Source organism: Burkholderia sp. MSMB0856 (assembly GCF_001524645.2).
GTDB lineage: Bacteria > Pseudomonadota > Gammaproteobacteria > Burkholderiales > Burkholderiaceae > Burkholderia > Burkholderia diffusa.
Map to the genome: position 1 here is coordinate 1,868,108 of NZ_CP013427.1, position 17,024 is coordinate 1,885,131.

Below are 17,024 nucleotides of genomic sequence, written 5' to 3' on the forward strand. Positions count from 1 at the left end.
CCGCGCATGCCGTCTGCCGTCATGCGGGCGGCGCCTCTGAAGGTGCCCGTACGGACTCGCCGTACGGGCGCGGTACCGCGCGCGTCATGACGACTTGCGCACGCGCAGGTACCAGTCGCAAAGCAGCCTCACCTGCTTCGGCGTATAGCCCTTCGCGACCATCCGGTTCACAAAGTCCTCATGCTTGCGTTGCTCCTCCGCCGACCCCTTTGCGTTGAACGAAATGACCGGCAACAGTTCCTCGGTATTCGAGAACATCTTCTTCTCGATCACGACGCGCAACTTCTCGTAGCTCGTCCACACCGGGTTCTTGCCGGCGTTCGCCGCCCGCGCGCGCAACACGAAGTTCACGATCTCGTTGCGGTAATCCTTCGGATTGCTGATCCCGGCCGGCTTCTCGATCTTCTCCAGTTCCGCATTCAGCGCGGCGCGGTCGAAGCTCTCGCCCGTGTCGTGATCGCGGAATTCCTGATCCTGGATCCAGAAGTCCGCATACGTGACGTAGCGGTCGAAGATATTCTGCCCGTACTCCGAATACGATTCGAGGTAAGCCGTCTGGATCTCCTTGCCGATGAAGTCCGCATAGCGCGACGCGAGCACGTCCTTCACGAACGACAGGTATTTCTGCTCGGTCTCTGGGGGGAACTGCTCGCGTTCGATCTGCTGTTCGAGCACGTACATCAGGTGCACGGGGTTCGCCGCGACCTCGCTCGAATCGAAGTTGAACACGCGCGACAGGATCTTGAACGCGAAGCGTGTCGACACGCCCGTCATCCCTTCGTCCACGCCGGCGTAATCGCGATACTCCTGATACGACTTCGCCTTCGGATCGGTGTCCTTCAGGTTTTCGCCGTCATACACCTGCATCTTCGAGAACAGACTCGAATTCTCCGGCTCGTGCAGGCGCGACAGCACCGAGAACTGCGACATCATCTTCAGCGTGCCCGGCGCGCACACGGCTTCGGCCAGCGACGAATTGCGGATCAGCTTCTCGTAGATCTTCGTCTCTTCCGACACGCGCAGGCAGTACGGCACCTTTACGACGAAGATCCGGTCGAGCAGTGCCTCGTTGTTGCGGTTGTTGCGGAATGCCTTCCACTCCGACTCGTTCGAGTGCGCGAGGATCACGCCGTCGAACGGAATCGCGCCGAATCCTTCGGTGCCCTTGAAGTTACCTTCCTGCGTTGCGGTCAGGAGCGGATGCAGCACCTTGATCGGCGCCTTGAACATTTCGACGAATTCGAGCAGGCCCTGGTTCGCCAGGCACAGGCCGCCCGAATAGCTGTACGCATCGGCATCGTCCTGCGCGTACTGTTCGAGCTTGCGGATGTCGACCTTGCCGACGAGCGACGAGATGTCCTGGTTGTTTTCGTCGCCAGGCTCCGTCTTCGCGATGCCGATCTGCCGAAGGATCGACGGAAAGCGGCGCACCACGCGGAACTGGCGGATGTCACCGTTGTATTCGTGCAGGCGCTTGACGGCCCACGGACTCAGGATGCTCTTCAGGTAGCGGCGCGGAATGCCGTATTGCTCTTCGAGGATCGGGCCGTCCTCGTCGTAGTCGAACAGCCCGAGCGGCGATTCGTTGACGGGCGAACCCTTCAGCGCATAGAACGGCACGCGCTCCATCAGTTGCTTCAGGCGCTCGGCGATCGACGACTTGCCGCCGCCCACCGGCCCGAGCAGGTAGAGAATCTGCTTCTTTTCTTCGAGCCCTTGCGCAGCGTGGCGGAAGTACGCGACCACCTGCTCGATCACTTCCTCCATTCCGTAGAACTCACGGAACGCGGGATAGACCTTGATAACCTTGTTCGCGAAGATCCGCGACAGGCGCGGGTCGTTGCGGGTATCGACTTGTTCCGGTTCCCCGATTGCAGCCAGCATGCGTTCGCCAGCCGTGGCGTACGCTGACGGATCGTTCTTGCAGAGCGCGAGGTACTCCTCCAGCGAGAACTCTTCCTCTCGCGTTTTTTCGAAGCGGTTCGCGAAGCTGCTGTAAATATCCATGCTACCTCCCTCGCCTGAGTCTGAAGACGTGCCTGCCTTCTATGACTGCGCAGAAGCAAGCGCGTTCGAATTCATCCTAAACCCTTTCTTATTTTTTTTCACGAACTCTTCGTATGAAGTTCGTCATTCTCGACAACACCGCTTGGACAACGCATTTCGACGCTTTACAATCGATCTCCCGAGCCGCAGAAACTGCATCCTCCGCGTCTCGTCGAGCATCGGAACGTCTCGTGCGTTGGATGCCTCCGCCGTCGTCGCCGCGCCCTTCACTCTCCCCTTCATCCCTAGACGTTCGAGCAGACGTTTTCGACGACACGCTGCGCGCACCGTTACAAATTTTTCTCGCATCGTCCGGAGATACCCGTAGCGCGGATGCGCACATGCAACGCGCGGCGACGCACGCACGTTCACGCGCGCTGTCACATTTCACCGGTCGCCGAAACGACGACGCCCGCATGTCGCGGGCGTCGTGTGCTGCCAAATGGGGATAGATGCGCGGCGCGCGGATCAGAACGTTTCCCAGTCGTCGGCGCCGGCAGACGCAGCCACCGGTGCGGGTGCAGCGGCCGCCGGCTTGCGAGCCGGCGCGGGGCGCTTCGGCGCAGCGTCGCGATCGTTGCGCGCCACGGCCGGTGCGGGTGGCGACACCGGCACGACTGCCGGCGCGGCCACCGCGCGCGGCGCCTGACGCGCAACGGCGGCTGCCGGCTTCGCCGCATCGTCGTCGATCCGGAACACCGACGCCGTTTCGCGCAGGCGCGCGGCCTGCTCGTCGAGCGATTGCGCGGCGGCCGCCGCTTCCTCGACGAGCGCGGCGTTCTGCTGCGTGACCTCGTCCATCTGCGCGACCGCGCGCGCGACCTGGTCGATGCCGCCGCTCTGCTCCTCGGATGCCGCCGCGATCTCGCCCATGATGTCCGTCACGCGCTGCACCGCACTGATCACGTCGCTCATGGTGCGGCCGGCTTCGTCGACCAGCGTCGAGCCCGTCCGGATGCGCTCCACCGACGCGTCGATCAGCGCCTTGATCTCCTTGGCGGCACTCGACGAACGCTGCGCGAGGCTGCGCACCTCGCCCGCGACCACCGCGAAGCCGCGGCCTTCCTCGCCGGCGCGCGCGGCTTCGACCGCCGCGTTCAGCGCCAGGATGTTGGTCTGGAACGCGATTCCCTCGATGATCGCGATGATGTCCGCGATCTTCGCCGAGCTGTCGTTGATCTCGCCCATCGTGCCGACCACCTGGCCGACCACCGTATTACCCTTGTTTGCAATCTCCGACGCGTTCGCGGCCAGCGAGCTTGCCTGCCGCGCATTGTCCGCGTTCTGCTTCACGGTGCCGGTCAGCTGCTCCATGCTCGACGCGGTTTCCTGCAGCGCGGACGCCTGCTCTTCCGTGCGCGACGACAGGTCGATGTTGCCGGCGGCGATCTGGCGCGCCGCGGTCGCGATCGACTCGCTGCCGCCGCGCACGGTGCGCACCGTGTCGACCAGTCCGCGCTGCATCTTCGCGAGACCCTCGAGGAGCTGGCCCATTTCGTCGCGCCGCTGCACCACGATCGAGCGGCGCAGGTCGCCCGCGGCGATCGCGTCGAAATGCGCGAGCGCGTCCGCGAGCGGGCGGCCGATCGCACGGCTGAGCGTCAACCACGACAGCACCGCGGCAACCAGACCAGCCGCCAGCAGGACGATCGACACCACGCGCAGCGTATCGAACGTCGCTTCCGAATGATCGAAGCTCGTCTGCCCGGCGCTGAACTGGAAATTGCGCAGCGCCTCGCTCGCCACCGAGAGGTCGTTGTAAAGCGTCTGGAGTTGCTTGGCGCCTTCGCCGATCCGGTCGTGGTCGCCCGTCGCGACAAGGCCGCCGAACGCGTCGCAACCGCGCTGTAGCGCCTGCCGCTTCGCGGCGACGTCCTGCGCGAGACGATCCTCGTCCGCATCGCGCGGCAGCGCAAGGTACTTTTTCCACCACACATCGGACTGCGCGCGCATCGCGCGGCTACGCTCCACCGCCGCAGCCGATTCCGGCGTCCCCACCAGCAGCGCGGCGCGATCGAGCGCCAGGCGCTCGCGCGCCGCGTACATTTCGGCAACGGCCACGTCGACCGCGCTCGGCATCTGGTTCGTGAAAATCTCGCGCGTCGCGTCGTTCGAACGCGTCATCCCGTACACGCCCAGCACGCCGATCACCCCCAGCAGTATCGCGAGAAACGCCATCGTCAAACCGATGCGTGCACGTATCGTCAGGTTTCCGATCACCATCATTGTTCCTGTATTGCGTCGTCATGAACGGGCAAGGCCCATTTTTCGAAACAGCGTTTCGTCCTGATGTATTTACGACCGGATGTTGCGCAGCTTGATGGTATTCACGTCATTTTTTTCAGCAATTCGTTAGTTCATTACAGATTCCTGAACAATGGGGTCGAAGCATCGCAGGCCCGCCTCGCGAAAGCGCGTGGCAGGCATCTCGATCGGGCAATCAGGGGAAAATGGCCGGCGCCTGCTTGCGCATGCGCCGGCCGGGATGCGCGATCCAGCCCTATTCGGCCAGTTCGGCGAGGGTAGGAATCGACGGCTGCGCGCCTGCGCGCGTGACCGACAGCGCCGCCGCACGTTGCGCGAAGCGGATGGCCGTGTCGATGGCCTCGCCCGCCGCGAGCCGCGCGGCGAAACCGCCGATGAAGGTATCGCCGGCCGCGGTCGTGTCGACTGCCTTGACGACGGGTGCCGGATAATGGCGCGCCGCGCCGTCGGCCGTCAGCGCGAACACGCCGCGCGCGCCGAGCGTGATCAGCACGTTGCGCGCGCCGGCCGCGTGCAGCGCACGCGCTGCGGCTTCCGCCTCGGCCGGATTGCGCACCGGCAGCCCGGTCAGCGCGGCTGCTTCCACTTCGTTCGGGATCAGGTAATCGACCAGCGGCAGCCAGCCGTCCGGCAGCGGCGCCACGGCCGGCGCCGGATTGAGCACCACGGTGCGGCCGAGCCGCCGCCCGGCCGACAGCGCCGCGAACACGGCGTCCGGCGGCGTCTCGAGCTGGCAAATCAGCACGTCGGTCGCGGCAAGCGCGGCCTCGTGCCGCGCCACCGTATCGGTCGTCACTTCGCCATTGCCGCCCGCGACGATCACGATCGCGTTCTGGCTCGCGTCGTCGACGACGATCAGCGCGACACCGGTCGACGCCGTCGCGCTCGTCGCGAGCCGCGAGCAGTCGATGCCTTCGGCCTCGAGGCCGGCCCGCAGCGCGGTACCGTGCGCATCCGCGCCGACGCAGCCGATCATCGCGACCTGCGCGCCGAGCCGCGCCGCCGCGACGGCCTGGTTGCCGCCCTTGCCGCCCGCGGCCTGCGCGTATGCATGACCGGCAAGCGTTTCGCCCGGCAGCGGCAGCCTCGGCGCCCGTACGACGAGATCCATGTTGAGGCTGCCGACCACCGTCACGCGGCCGGCGCCCGCCGCACGCGCCGTCATGGGCGACCGCCCGGCGCGGCCGGCTCGCGGTAAACCGCCGTCGATTCCCGCAGCACGAGGCGCGGCGACACGACGCGACGACGGCTCGGCGCGGCCGTCGAACCGCCGCCGATCCGCTCGATCAGCGTTTGCGCGGCCATTTCGCCGAGCGCGCGCACCGACTGGCCGACCGTCGACAGCGCCGGATACGTGTAGCGGGAGAATTCGATGTCGTCGAAGCCGATGATCGAGCAGTCGTCCGGCACGCGCATGCCGCGCTCGGCCGCCGCGCGCAGCGCGCCGACGCCCATCAGGTCGTTGCCCGCGAAAATCGCGCTGGGATGCACCGACTCGAACAACCGCGATGCCGCGTGGTAACCGCCGAGGCACGAAAAATCGCTTTCCGCGATCGCGCCCGGCACGATGTCGATCCCGCGCTCCGCCATCGCACGGATGAAGCCGTGCACGCGCATGGCGCTGACGGCCGTGTCGGTCGGCCCGGTGATGCAGCCGATCTTCGCGTGCCCGAGTTCGAGCAGGTGACGCGTCGCCAGGTAGGCGCCGCGTTCGTGGTCGATCTGCACGAGGTCGGCCGCGAGCCCCTCGATGTTGCGGTCGACGACGACGAGCGGCGCATGCGCGTCCGCAAGCGTCTGCGCGAGCACCGTGTCCTCGCCGGCCGACGCGACGATCAGCCCGTCGATGCGCTTTTCCTGCAGCACGCGCAGGTAGTTGCGCTGCTTCACGGGATCGTCGTCCGAGTTGCAGAAGAACACGCAATAGCCGTTGGCCGCGCACTGGTCCTCGATGCCGCGCGCAAGCTCCGCGAAGTACGGATTCGTGCTGTTCGGCACGACGAGGCCGATGGTCGCCGTCGAGCGCGCCTTCAGCGAGCGCGCCACGGCCGATGGCACGTAATTCAGCTCGCGGATCGCGCCCTCGACCTTCGCACGCACATCCGCGGACACAGGCCGCGAATTGTTCACCACGTGCGAGACGGTCGTAAACGACACGCCCGCCATGGCTGCCACATCCTTGATCGTCGCCATTTCCCGTTTCTCTCTGGTCTGCTTTCCGTGTAGTAGTTCTACCGGGCGCGCGCGCGCCGGCTGCGATACGTGTCGAGCACGACCGCGACCACGATCACCGCCCCGGTGATGATCCGTTTGGTCGGCTCGTTCGCGCCGATCTGCGCCAGCCCCGCGGCCAGCACGGAGATGATCAACACGCCGAAGAACGTGCTGATCACCGAACCGCGCCCGCCCATCAGGCTCGTGCCGCCGATCACGACGGCTGCGATCACCTGCAGCTCGACGCCCGCGCCCGCGTTCGGATCGGCGGCCTCGAGCCGCGAGATCTGGAACAGCGACGCGAGCCCCGCGAGCGCGCCCATCAGTGCGAATACGACGATTTTATACGGACGCGGGTTAACCCCGGCAAGCCGTACCGCCTCTTCGTTCGTGCCGATCCCGACGAGATAGCGTCCGAATACGGTGCGCGTCAGGACGAACTGTGCCGCGATCATCACCGCGACCGCGATCAGGAACGCCGGCGAGATGCCGAGAGCGATCGGGTTCGACAGGAAATCGAACGCGTCGCCGATGTAGGCCGTGCGCGAATTCGTCAGCTGGTATGCGACGCCGCGCGCGGCCTCGAGCACGCCAAGCGACACGATGAACGACGGAATCCGCCAGCCGACCGTGATCGCGCCCGTCAGCGAGCCCGTCGCGGTCGCGACCGCGATCCCGATCAGCGCGGCCGGCAGCGGCCCCCACTGCCATTTCAGCGCGGCCACGCTGACCATCGACGCGGCCAGCGCGAGCACCGAGCCGACCGACAGGTCGATGCCGGCGATGATCAGCACGAAGGTCATCCCGACCGACATCACGACGAGATCGGGGATCTGGTTCGCGATCGTACTGAACGTATCGTAGGTCAGGAAATGCGAACTCAGCGCCGAAAACAGCGCGATCATCGCGGCGAGCGCGCCGGCGAGCCCGAGATAGTTCGATACGCCGAGCCGTGTGCCGGACAGCGTGCGTGCGCGGCGCCCCGTCACGGTCTGCTGCGCGCCTGCGTCGCTCGGGGATACGGGAGGCTGGGTCATTGCTGTTGTCCTGTGGTCGAAGTGCCGGAAGCCGCGCGCGGCGCGCCTTCCGCATCCGGATGCCGCACGCCGTCCGGCAGCGCTTCGCGGCCGAAGCCGGCGAACGCCGCGGCCAGCAGCGCATCCTGGGTCCAGTTGCCGCGCTCGAACACGGCGGTCATGCGGCCTGCCGACATCACGCCGATCCGGTCGCAGATCAGCATCAGCTCACGCAGGTCGCTCGATACGACCACCAGCGCACGGCCCTCGCGGGCGAGCGCGCCCATCAGCGTGTAGATCTCGAACTTGGCGCCGACGTCGATCCCGCGGGTCGGCTCGTCGAACAGCAGCACACCCATATCGCGCGCGAGCCAGCGGCCGATCACGACCTTCTGCTGATTGCCGCCCGACAGTTCGCCGACCGCCTGCGCGGCGCCGTGCGTGCGGATCCGCAACGCATCGATCTGCCGCTCGGCGAGCGCCGTCTCGCGCGTCGTATCGACGATGCCGCCACGCGCGAGCCGGTCGAGCTGGCCGAGCGAGACGTTCGACGTGACCGACTGCGACAGCAGCAGCCCTTCGCCCTTGCGGTCCTCGGTGATCAGCGCGATGCCGTGCTTCACCGCGTCGACGGGCGAGCCGATGTGCGCCGGTTTCAGCGGATCGCCGACCGCGATCATCCCGGCGTCCGGCGTATCCGCGCCGTAAATCAGCCGCAGCAGCTCGGTGCGCCCCGCGCCGATCAGCCCGGAGATGCCGAAGATCTCGCCCGAGCGCACTTCGAGCGACACGTCCTGCACGGCCGTGCCGCGCGTCATGCCCGACACGACGAGTCGCGGCGCGCCGATATGGCGCGCGCCGAGATCGATGTGCTCGCCGAGCTCGCGGCCGACCATCAGCGTGACGAGCCCGTCGGACGTCGTCGCGGCCATGTCGCCGACATGCACGAGCCGTCCGTCGCGCAGCACCGCGACGCGCTCGGCGACGCGCGCGAGCTCCTCGAGCCGGTGCGAGATGTAGACGATCGCCACGCCGCGCGCCTTCAGCCGGTCGATCTGCTCGAACAGCAGTTCGACCTCGCGCGCGGTCAGCATCGCGGTCGGCTCGTCGAGGATCAGCACACGACAGTCGCCGATCAGGTTGCGCGCGATCTCGACCATCTGCTGGTGGCCGATGCCGAGCGCGCCGACCGGCGTATCGGGGTCGACCGCGTCGAGCCCGACCTGCGCCATCGCGGCACGCGCGTCGTCGCGCAGCCGCGCGCGATCGATGATGCCGAAGCGTCGCGGCAGACGGTTCAGAAACAGGTTTTCGGCGACCGTCAGCGTCGGCAGCAGGTTCAGCTCCTGCATCACCATGCGCACGCCGAGCGCCTCGGCCTGCGTGCGGCTCGCCGGCGCATAGGCCTGGCCGCCGAGCTGCATCGTGCCGGTCGTCGGGTCGACGAGCCCGCCGATGATCTTCGACAGCGTGCTCTTTCCTGCGCCGTTCTCGCCCGTCAGCGCGAGCGCCTCACCCGGCGCGAGCGTCAGCGTGACGTCGGCGAGCACGGGTTCGGCGTAGGTCTTGCCCACGCCGGAGACGGACAGCACGGGAATGGCTGAACGGGAGGGTTGGAAGGTCGGTTCCATCGCGATCCTGGTTGCGGCCGCGCGCACGCGGCGCGCGGGTATGACGCTCACAAGTGCTTGCAGTGGCCGTGATCGCGCTCACTCCGGATAACGGCCGCCGGCCCGGATTCTTGAGCGCGGCGGCCGTGGCGGCGTGGCGTTACTTCGTCACGAGATCCACCGGCGTCTCGACCACGCCGGTCATGTCGGCCTGCTTGCGATGCTCGGCGATCGCCTTGAGCGCCGTGTCGATGCCGAACACGGCCTGCTTCGCCGCGTACTGGTCGGCGGTCGCGATCACCCGGCCGTCCTTCAGCATCGGCTTGATCGCGTTGATGTTGTCGTAGCCGACCACGAGCACCTTGCCCTGCTTGCCCGCCGCCCGCACGGCCGACACGGCGCCGATCGCCATGTTGTCGTTGCCGCACAGCAGCGCCCGAAGGTTCGGGTATTCGTTCAGCATCGCGGACGCGACCGCATTGCCCTTGTCGATCTCCCATTCGCCCGACTGCACCGACACGACCTTCATCCCGCCCGCCTTCATCGCATCCTGGAAGCCGGCCGTGCGCTGCTGCGCATTGGTCGTCGTCGACACGCCTTCGATGATGCCGACCTGGTCGCCCGCCTTCAGCCGCTTCGCGAGGTAGTCGCCGATCTTGCGCGCGCCCTTGCGGTTGTCGGGGCCGACGAACGGCACGTTCAGGTTCTTCGACTTCAGCACGTCGGGATCGAGCCGGTTGTCGATGTTCACGACGATGATGCCCGCGTCGACCGCCTTCTTCACGACCGGCACGAGCGCCTTCGAATCGGCCGGCGCGAGCACGATCGCATCGACCTTCGACACGATCATCTGCTCGACGATGCGGATCTGGTTCGCGGTGTCGGTCTCGTCCTTGATCCCGTTCGTGATCAGGTCGAACTGGCCGGCGTTGTGCTTCTGGTATTCCTTCGCGCCGTTTTCCATCGTCAGGAAGAACTCGTTGGCGAGCGACTTCATCACGAGCGCGACCTTCGGCTTGCCTGCCGATTGGGCATGGACGACCGGTGCGGCGACGACCGCGACGGCGGCAAGCGCGGCGGTCAGGAAGCGACGGCGAAAGCGGACATTCATACACATCTCCTGGCGACTGGCCCAAAGGGCCGGACTGTTGTTTTAATGTGAGCAAACGTTTGCGCCACACTACCCGGGCATTGGCCATCGATGCTGCTTGTCGGTACCACGGAATGGAAGCGAGGCAGACGGCCGACTGCCTGGCGCGTGCTGTCGTCGACGCGCCACCGCCGGCGGGGACGCCGGCGGAGTGAAGGCTATGCTGTACCGTTTCGGGTCGACGCGCAACCCGTCTGATCAATATTTAAGGGTTTATTCGGAGCGCGCGGTTGCGCGCTCCGATTGCGGCGCGTTACTCGGGGTGCGGCGGAGCCGCTTCGTCGCGGTCGTCCGGCGGGCGCCTGCCTTGCCCCCGAAACATCATGTGCTCGATGATCAGGCCACTTCGCGCAGTTGCGAGGCGATTTCGGCTTCGTTCAGGTGCGGTGCGAACATCTCGATCAGCCGGTATGCATACGCGCGCAGGAACGCGCCCTTGCGCAACCCGACGCGCGTCGTGCTCGCCTCGAACAGGTGCTGCGTGTCGAGCGCGACGAGCCCGGTGTCGCGCTGCGGATCGAAGGCCATCGCCGCGACGACGCCGATCCCCATTCCGAGCTCGACGTAGGTCTTGATCACGTCCGCATCGATCGCGGTCAGCACGACGTCGGGCACGGCGCCGGCCTGCGCGAATGCCTGGTCGATGTGCGAGCGGCCCGTGAAGTCCTGGTCATACGTGATGATCGGGTACTCGGCGATTTCGTCGAGCGTCAGGTTCTCGCGGCCGACGAGCGGATGCCCCTTCGGCACGACGACCGTGTGGTGCCACGAATAGCACGGGAACGTGACGATGTCCGGATAGCGGTCGAGCGCCTCGGTCGAGATGCCGAGATCGGCTTCGCCGTTCAGGATCATCTGCGCGATCTGCTGCGGACTGCCCTGTCGCAGCGCGAGATGCACCTTCGGGAACACGTCGGTGAACTGGCGGATCACCTTCGGCAGCGCGTAGCGCGCCTGCGTGTGCGTCGTCGCGACGACGAGGTGGCCGCTGTCCTGGTCCGCGAACTGGCGCGCGACCCGGCGCAGGTTTTCCGCGTCGAGCAGCATTCGCTCGATCAGCTGGTGCACGGCCTTGCCGGGCTCCGTGAGCCCCGTGAGCCGCTTGCCGCGCCGGATGAAGATGTCCACGCCCAGTTCATCCTCGAGATCCTTGATCTGCTTCGACACGCCCGACTGCGACGTGTACAGCACGTTCGCGACTTCCGTCAGGTTCATGTTCTGGCGCACGGCTTCGCGCACGAAACGCAATTGCTGAAAATTCATGGGTATGCCTCTTGGGCTGTCGTTGTTCGAATGTCGATCCGGAGCGGTATCCGCCCTCTTCTCTTTACCGGGCTCGGGCGTCAGTGTGCGGGAAATACGCGGACCGCGCGCGGCACGGCCGTCGCGCCGTCGCCGACCTGCAGCGCGAGCGCGCGCCACGCGTCGCGATCGAGTTCCGCTTCGAGTGCGCCGCCCGTGCGGGCCTCGAGCTCGACGCGCACCGAGCCGCCGAGCGGGATCACGCGGCGCACGTCGACCGCGATGCCGTCGCGATGGCCGTCACCGGCCGGCCACAGCTGCAGGTCGTGCGGTCGCACGTATGCGTTCGCGGGGCCCGCGAAATCGGCGTCGACCGCGATCGGCGCAGCCGCCCCCTCGGCGACGAAGCCGCGCCCGGCGACCGTGCCGGGCAGCCGGTTCGCTGCGCCGAGAAACTCGTAGACGAACGCGCTTTGCGGATGATCGTAGACGTCCTGCGGGCTGCCGACCTGCTCCACGTGGCCGCGGTTCAGCACGACGATCCGGTCGGCCACTTCCAGCGCCTCTTCCTGGTCGTGCGTGACGAAGATCGTCGAGATGTGCAGGTCGTCGTGCAGGCGCCGCAACCAGCCGCGCAGTTCCTTGCGCACCTTCGCGTCGAGCGCGCCGAACGGCTCGTCGAGCAGCAGCACCTTCGGCTCGACCGCGAGCGCACGGGCCAGCGCGATCCGCTGGCGCTGGCCGCCCGACAGCTCCGACGGGTAGCGCTGCGCGAGCCAGTCGAGCTGCACGAGCTTCAGCAGCTCGTGCACCTTCTCGCGGATCACGGTTTCGGACGGCCGTTCGCGGCGCGGCTTCACGCGCAGCCCGAACGCGACGTTCTCGAACACGGTCATGTGGCGGAACAGCGCGTAATGCTGGAACACGAAGCCGACCTGGCGATCGCGCGCGCCGACCGACGCGACGTCGAGCCCCTGCAGCACGACCTGGCCGGCGTCCGCGTGCTCGAGGCCCGCGATCACGCGCAGCAGCGTGGTCTTGCCGCAGCCCGACGGCCCGAGCAGCGCGACGAGCTCGCCCGGCGGAAAGTCGAGCGACACATCGTCGAGAGCGGTGAAATCGCCGAAGCGCTTCTGAAGGTGACGGACGGTAATACCCATTCTGGTTGCCTCTTTACGATTTCGACGAAATGGCGGCGACGGGGCCGGCATGAGCGGGAACGTCATCGCGTGCGCCGGCCAGTTCGGCGGCGAGGTGACGTTCGGCGAGCAGCTTCAGCGCGAGCGTGACGAGCGCGAGCAGCGCCAGCACCGACGCCACCGCGAACGCCGCCGCGAAGTTGTATTCGTTGTACAGGATCTCGACGTGCAGCGGCATCGTGTCGGTCACGCCGCGGATGTGGCCCGACACGACCGACACCGCACCGAACTCGCCCATCGCACGCGCATTGCACAGGATCACACCGTACAGCAGGCCCCACTTCACGTTCGGCAGCGTCACGCGCCGGAAGATCTGCCAGCCCGATGCGCCGAGCACGCGCGCGGCCTCTTCCTCGTCGGTGCCCTGCGCCTGCATCAGCGGAATCAGCTCGCGCGCGACGAACGGAAACGTGACGAAGATCGTCGCGAGCACGATGCCCGGCACCGCGAAGATGATCTGCACATCGTGGTCCTGCAGCCACGGCCCGAGCCAGCCCTGCGCGCCGAACAGCAGCACGTAGACGAGGCCCGAGATCACCGGCGACACGGAGAACGGCAGGTCGATCAGCGTGGTCAGCAACGCCTTGCCGCGGAATTCGAACTTCGCGATCGCCCACGATGCGCACACGCCGAACACGAGGTTCAACGGCACCGCGATCACGGTGACGGTCAGCGTCAGCTTGATTGCCGACCATGCGTCGGGATCGGCGAGCGATTCGAGATAGAAGCCGACGCCCTTGCGCAGCGCCTCGAAGAACACCGCGGCGAGCGGCACGACGAGGAAGAACGCAAGGAACGTCAGCGCGACGCCGATCAGCAGCCAGCGCACGGCGCGCGGCTCGCTGACGGGGTCGAGCTGCTTCGCGGCGCGCACGCGCGCGACGGACGGGTCGTTCAGCACGGCGTTGGACTCCTGGGTCATTGCTGGCCTCCTGCTGCTGCGGCAACGGTGACGGTCGCCGGCGCGGGGCCGCTCGCGCCCTTGCTCGTGCGGCGCTGCAGATACCACTGCAGCGAGTTGATCAACAGCAGCATCAGGAACGACACGACCAGCATCACGACCGCCAGCGCGGTCGCGCCCGCATAGTCGTACTGCTCGAGCTTCGTGATGATCAGCAGCGACGTGATCTCGGATTTCATCGGCACGTTGCCGGCGATGAAGATGACCGAGCCGTACTCGCCGAGCGCGCGCGCGAATGCCAGCGCGAAGCCGGTGAGCAGCGCCGGCAGCACGGCCGGCAACACGACGCGGCGGAACGTCAGCCAGCGCGATGCGCCGAGGCACGCGGCGGCCTCTTCCTGCTCGCGCTCGAAATCCTCGAGCACCGGCTGCACGGTGCGCACGACGAACGGCAGCCCGATGAAGGTCAGCGCCACCAGCACGCCTACCGGCGTGAACGCGATCTTGATGCCGAACGGCGCGAGATACTGGCCGACCCAGCCGTTGGTCGCATAGACGGCCGCGAGCGAGATGCCGGCGACCGACGTCGGCAGCGCGAACGGCAGATCGACGATCGCGTCGACGAGGCGCTTGAACGGGAACGTGTAGCGCACCAGCACCCACGCGACGAGAAAGCCGAACACGGCGTTGATCAATGCGCCGCCGAGCGCGGCGGAGAACGTCAGCCGGTACGACGCGAGCACGCGCGGCGACGCGACGGCGGTGACGAACTGGTCCCACGACAGCGTCGCGGTCTTCAGGAACGTGGCGGCGAGCGGAATCAGCACCACGAGGCTCAAATAGGCCACCGTGATGCCGAGCGTCACGCCGAAACCGGGCAGTGCGCTCGGCTTGCGAAAGGTGTACGTCGTCATCGGATGCTCTTGCTGGGTCGTTGCTGCTCATGGGCCCGACGCAAACGCCGGCGCGGGGAGTCGCGCCGGCGGGCCGTCGGGGATGCGGCGCGCTCTCGTGGCGCGCCGCTGTCGTTATGGTTTATTACTGCGTGGCGTTACTGCGGCTTGTAGATCGAGTCGAACACGCCGCCGTCCGCAAAATGCGTCTTCTGCGCATTCGTCCAGCCGCCGAACGTGTCGTCGACCGTGTACAGCTTCAGCTTCGGGAACTGCTTCGTCAGCTCCGCCGGCACGTTCTTCGAGCGCGGGCGGTAGTAGTTGCGCGCCGCGATTTCCTGGCCCTGCGGGCTGTACAGGAAATTCAGGTAGGCCTCGGCCAGCTTGCGCGTGCCCTTCTTGTCCACCACCTTGTCGACCACCGCGACGGGCGGTTCGGCCAGGATGCTCACCGACGGCACGACGATCTCGAACTTGTCCGTGCCGAATTCCTTGATCGACAGGAACGCCTCGTTCTCCCACGCGATCAGCACGTCGCCGATCCCGCGCTGCACGAAGCTCGTCGTCGCGCCGCGCGCGCCCGAGTCGAGCACGCCCGCGTTCTTGTAGAGCTTCGTCACGAATTCCTTCGCGCTCTGCTCGTTGCCGCCCGGCTTGTGAACGGCGTATGCCCATGCGGCCAGGTAGTTCCAGCGCGCGCCGCCCGACGTCTTCGGGTTCGGCGTGACGATCGAGATGCCCGGCTTGGTCAGGTCGTCCCAGTCCTTGATCCCTTTCGGGTTGCCCTTGCGCACCAGGAACACGATCGTCGACGTGTACGGCGATGCGTTGTCCGGCAGGCGCTTCTGCCAGTCCTTGTTGACGAGCCCCTTGTTGGCGATCGCGTCGATGTCATAGGCGAGCGCCAGCGTCACGACGTCGGCCTGCAGGCCGTCGAGCACCGAGCGCGCCTGCGCGCCCGAGCCGCCGTGCGACTGCTTGAAGTTGACCGTCTCGCCCGTCTTCGCCTTCCACTCCTTGCCGAACGCCTGGTTGAAGTCCTGATACAGCTCGCGCGTCGGGTCGTAGGACACGTTCAGGAACGTCGTATCGGCCTGGGCGTGCGTCGCCACGCCCAGCGCTGCCGCCGCGCCCAGCGCGAGTGTTGCGATCAGGCGGCCCACTCCGCCCACCAGCCCCGTATTGCGCTTCGCCATCCTTGGTTCTCCAGTGTTGTCGGTATTGCGATGTCGGGCCAGTCTAGCGAACGGGTTACATGATTAAAAATAATCGTTCTTCATTTTTTAATACTCAAAAGTGCTAACGCAGACGGGACGGACGGTTGCGGCGGACAAACCGGCGTCCGGGCGTCGCGAAATCGCGCCGGAACCGGCGCGATCGCGTCGAACCTCAAGTAACACTTGAAATTCGCGAAGTACTGTATAAAAATACAGCTCACTGTCTATCCATACAGTTCAGCCATGACCAAACTCACCGCCCGTCAGCAGCAAGTGTTCGACTTGATCCGCCGCGCGATCGAGCGCTCCGGTTTCCCGCCCACGCGCGCCGAGATTGCGGCAGAGCTGGGTTTCAGCTCGCCGAACGCGGCCGAGGAACACCTCCGTGCGCTTGCGCGCAAGGGTGTGATCGAGCTGGCCGCCGGCGCGTCACGCGGCATCCGCCTGCTCGGCATCGACGACGCCCCGCACCAGTTCACGCTGCCGCACGCCGGCCTGATGCAACTGTCGCTGCCGCTCGTCGGCCGCGTGGCGGCCGGCAGCCCGATCCTCGCGCAGGAGCACATCTCGCAGCATTACGCGTGCGATCCCGCGCTGTTCACCAGCAAGCCCGATTACCTGCTGAAGGTGCGCGGCCTGTCGATGCGCGACGCCGGCATTCTCGACGGCGACCTGCTCGCCGTGCAGAAGCGCACGGAAGCGAAGGACGGCCAGATCATCGTCGCGCGCCTCGGCGACGACGTCACGGTCAAGCGCCTGATGCGCCGGCCCGGCGGCCTCGAGCTGATCGCGGAGAACCCGGATTACGAAAACATCTTCGTCAAGGCCGGCAGCGCGGAATTCGCGCTGGAAGGCATCGCCGTCGGGCTGATCCGCTCGGGCGAACTCTGACAATCGGTCTCGCTGAGGAGAACATCATGGAACGCCTTTCCCGTCTGCTGCCTTTCCGTCAATTCGGCCGCCTGCGTCACCTGCGCGGCCGCACGCCCTGCGCGCCGCTGTCCGCCGCGGCGCCCGTGGTGAGCCAAGAAGTCGCAGTTGAACGGCAGGCGTCGCTGCTGCCGTCAGCGCTTCCCGCGTTCGCGCGGGTTTCGCTGAACGCCGGCCTGAATCACGCGGAGCCGGCGCGCCGTGCGCCCGTGCGCGTCTATCACGGCCGGTCGCGCCTGATCATGGTCGGGACGATCGATGCCGTGTGCCGGATGATCGATCGCTGCATCGCCGAGGAACGATCGGCCACGCACGGCGGTCTCTGATTGCGGAACCTGTCC

Annotated in this window: 14 protein-coding genes; 2 read left to right on the forward strand and 12 right to left on the reverse strand. The window is 66.7% G+C overall.

Annotated features, from left to right (window positions below):
• Positions 1–84: 84 nt before the first annotated feature.
• The 12 genes from WS87_RS09905 to WS87_RS09965 all read right to left on the reverse strand — a co-directional run bounded on the left by WS87_RS09905 (position 85) and on the right by WS87_RS09965 (position 15,732).
• Positions 85–2,007, reverse strand: a complete 1,923-nt coding sequence (locus WS87_RS09905; RefSeq protein ID WP_059524460.1) for a PrkA family serine protein kinase — start codon at positions 2,005–2,007, stop codon at positions 85–87.
• Positions 2,008–2,514: 507 nt separating this feature from the next.
• A complete protein-coding gene (locus WS87_RS09915; protein ID WP_059818172.1) occupies positions 2,515–4,269 on the reverse strand; it encodes a methyl-accepting chemotaxis protein in 1,755 nt (584 codons plus the stop codon).
• 277 nt (positions 4,270–4,546) lie between these two features.
• Positions 4,547–5,476: a ribokinase gene (gene rbsK, locus WS87_RS09920; protein ID WP_059818170.1), complete on the reverse strand. Its 930-nt coding sequence runs from the start codon at positions 5,474–5,476 to the stop codon at positions 4,547–4,549.
• On the reverse strand, positions 5,473–6,504 hold the full coding sequence (locus WS87_RS09925) for a LacI family DNA-binding transcriptional regulator (protein WP_059524464.1): 1,032 nt from the start codon (positions 6,502–6,504) through the stop codon (positions 5,473–5,475). The genes rbsK and WS87_RS09925 overlap by 4 nt, the downstream gene beginning before the upstream one ends.
• A gap of 38 nt (positions 6,505–6,542) precedes the next feature.
• Positions 6,543–7,562 carry an ABC transporter permease gene (locus WS87_RS09930; RefSeq protein WP_059524466.1) on the reverse strand — a complete coding sequence of 340 codons (1,020 nt, stop codon included), beginning with the start codon at positions 7,560–7,562 and terminating at the stop codon, positions 6,543–6,545.
• Entirely contained in the window at positions 7,559–9,172 is a 1,614-nt protein-coding gene (locus WS87_RS09935; RefSeq protein WP_059818168.1) for a sugar ABC transporter ATP-binding protein, read from the reverse strand. Before WS87_RS09935 ends, WS87_RS09930 begins: the two co-directional genes overlap by 4 nt.
• 139 nt (positions 9,173–9,311) lie before the next feature.
• Entirely contained in the window at positions 9,312–10,262 is a 951-nt protein-coding gene (locus tag WS87_RS09940; RefSeq protein ID WP_059818165.1) for a sugar ABC transporter substrate-binding protein, read from the reverse strand.
• A gap of 375 nt (positions 10,263–10,637) precedes the next feature.
• Positions 10,638–11,564: a CysB family HTH-type transcriptional regulator gene (locus WS87_RS09945; RefSeq protein WP_059524472.1), complete on the reverse strand. Its 927-nt coding sequence runs from the start codon at positions 11,562–11,564 to the stop codon at positions 10,638–10,640.
• An 80-nt stretch (positions 11,565–11,644) separates the two neighbouring features.
• A complete protein-coding gene (locus WS87_RS09950) occupies positions 11,645–12,703 on the reverse strand; it encodes a sulfate/molybdate ABC transporter ATP-binding protein (RefSeq protein WP_059818164.1) in 1,059 nt (352 codons plus the stop codon).
• A 13-nt stretch (positions 12,704–12,716) separates the two neighbouring features.
• On the reverse strand, positions 12,717–13,664 hold the full coding sequence (gene cysW / locus WS87_RS09955) for a sulfate ABC transporter permease subunit CysW (RefSeq protein WP_059818162.1): 948 nt from the start codon (positions 13,662–13,664) through the stop codon (positions 12,717–12,719).
• Positions 13,661–14,557 (reverse strand): sulfate ABC transporter permease subunit CysT, encoded by an 897-nt coding sequence (cysT, locus tag WS87_RS09960; RefSeq protein ID WP_059524478.1) that lies wholly within the window; start codon positions 14,555–14,557, stop codon positions 13,661–13,663. Before cysT ends, cysW begins: the two co-directional genes overlap by 4 nt.
• 137 nt (positions 14,558–14,694) lie before the next feature.
• The gene (locus tag WS87_RS09965; RefSeq protein ID WP_059818160.1) at positions 14,695–15,732 is read right to left on the reverse strand and encodes a sulfate ABC transporter substrate-binding protein; all 1,038 of its coding nucleotides are present in this window, start codon (positions 15,730–15,732) and stop codon (positions 14,695–14,697) included.
• Between the two features lie 264 nt (positions 15,733–15,996).
• Here WS87_RS09965 and lexA point away from each other — a divergent pair, with 264 nt between their 5' ends.
• Positions 15,997–16,644 (forward strand): transcriptional repressor LexA, encoded by a 648-nt coding sequence (gene lexA, locus WS87_RS09975; RefSeq protein WP_006754655.1) that lies wholly within the window; start codon positions 15,997–15,999, stop codon positions 16,642–16,644.
• A 26-nt stretch (positions 16,645–16,670) separates the two neighbouring features.
• Positions 16,671–17,009 carry a hypothetical protein gene (locus tag WS87_RS09980; protein ID WP_040144136.1) on the forward strand — a complete coding sequence of 113 codons (339 nt, stop codon included), beginning with the start codon at positions 16,671–16,673 and terminating at the stop codon, positions 17,007–17,009.
• The last annotated feature ends 15 nt before the right edge of the window (positions 17,010–17,024 follow it).